The organism is Pseudomonas huaxiensis (genome assembly GCF_003231275.1).
GTDB classification, from domain to species: Bacteria; Pseudomonadota; Gammaproteobacteria; order Pseudomonadales; family Pseudomonadaceae; genus Aquipseudomonas; species Aquipseudomonas huaxiensis.
Window position 1 is genome coordinate 1 of the sequence record NZ_QKVL01000127.1, and the last position, 1,455, is coordinate 1,455.

1 protein-coding gene is annotated in these 1,455 nt (G+C 60.8%); it reads left to right on the forward strand.

The window, feature by feature from the left end:
* Window positions 1-1,455, forward strand: a 1,455-nt coding sequence (locus DM374_RS32505) for an RCC1 domain-containing protein (protein ID WP_404821406.1), incomplete at both ends; no start/stop codon positions are given.

Sequence of the window (1,455 nt, forward strand, 5' to 3'; positions counted from 1 at the left end):
GAGGACATTCATCTCAAATATAAAGTCGCCCGTAGTGCAGGCGGGACCGAGGAGGAATCGCCGGTCAATCCGTACAAGGTCAACCGCCCGGCGGGTTCTGGTCCGCTGCGGGTCATGGGGGCACGCTCCAATGCAAGCATTTGTCGTGCATCGAGTGCGTCACGAACGCTCAGTGCGTTTCACAACACGACCCTGCAGCCGCTGCTGGCTCAGTGGCGCTATGAAGACAGCGAGGACTGGACGGCCGAGACCCATTGGTTCGACAACAAGCCCTGGCTGAAACTATACGTGTGCTCCTCCAGTGACGTGGTACTGCTCAACCCGGCCAATATCATCGGCAACGGTTGGAATACTGCGGCTGCCGGTAGCGCCGCATTCGTGGCCATACGCGATGAGGTGAGTGTCGGGGCTGAAACGCACGTCGATATGGTTGCCTGGGGTATTCCCGACTGGGGTGGGAAACTGGATTCGAATGTGATGGACATCAAGGACGTCGTCGAGGTTTCTGCTACCGGTTGTGCCTATGCAGCGCGCAGGCGGAATGGGCAGGTGGTGTGCTGGGGCAATCCCGCTGAAGGCGGTAGCCTTCCTCCCGGGGAGGAAGACGACTTCGTTCAGGTCCGTGCTGGCTGGCATGTGTTTATAGGTCGCAAGAATGACGGCCGGCTGGTCGGGTGGGGGATTGCCAAACTGGGTGCGAATATTCCAGAAGCTGTGTCTCAGCATCGTGATTACGTCGAACTGTGTGGCGGAGGAGGGGCCTTTGCGGCACGCCGTGCAACCGGGCAAATCGTAGCGTGGGGGGAGCCCGATCTTGGCGGGATTCTCGGGGCTGGCCAGGACAGCTTGAATGACATCATCCAGTTGTCTGCCTCTCATGCCGCTTTTGCGGCATTGCGCGAGGCGGGTGGTGTTCGCAGCGTGATCGGGTGGGGGCATGAAGGCTACGGTGGTCACGTGCCGCCAGCGATTGCAGCTCTTGCGAACGTCAGGGCATTAGGGGCTGCTACCCTGTCGGCTTTCGCAATACTGCTCGATACCGGGGAAGTCCGTGGTTGGGGAGATGTCGATTATGGCGGCCAGGTGCCGACACTCATTCAGAGCCTGACCAATGTCGTGGAGGTGTCCAGTACCTGGTATGCCTTCTGCGCCCGGCTGAGTGACGGACATGTAGTAGCGTGGGGCAACCCGGGCACGGGTGGGCTGGTGCCTGAGGCCATCGAGCAGTTGTCCGACGTTGTCCAGGTTGTGGGCTCGGCCAGGAGTTTTGCGGCGCTGCGTCGTGACGGTACCGTTGTCGCCTGGGGAGACCCCAACTTTGGTGGTGATACCTCGCAGGTGGCTGCAGAACTGGTCAACGTGCGTGCTGTTTATTCCAATACCAATGCTTTCACGGCGCTGACCTCGGATGGGCGGGTCGTGACCTGGGGCGATGCGGCAGGGGGCGGCGACAGT